Here is a 328-nt window from a genome sequence, read left to right on the forward strand (position 1 = left end):
CATTTGAGGTACCAAGCCATAAATTATTGTCACCGGCCGAGTGAATGTCCCAAATTCGGTTATGAAGCAATTCACCTGATTTTTTACCGTGCACATCAAAATGTTCAAACACACCCTCGAAAAAACTATATAAACCGGTACCCGTTCCTATCCACAAAACTCCGTCTTTATCCTCATAAAATGTTTGAACATTTTCTGAAATCATGTTTTCCGCTTCTTGACTTGAATACGGGAACCTGATGATTTTATTGTCATCAATATCTATGGCATTCAAACCACCACCAAAAGTGCCCACCCAGAGGATGTTTTGACTGTCCAAGTAAAGATT

General features: G+C 39.0%; 1 protein-coding gene. It reads right to left on the reverse strand.

Features of this window, described 5'->3' with window-relative positions:
* Nucleotides 1–328: two-component regulator propeller domain-containing protein (locus tag ACEWQ0_RS00190; protein WP_476484134.1), on the reverse strand; the 328-nt coding region annotated here is incomplete at both ends.

It is taken from the genome of Wenzhouxiangella sp. YN9, assembly GCF_056324165.1.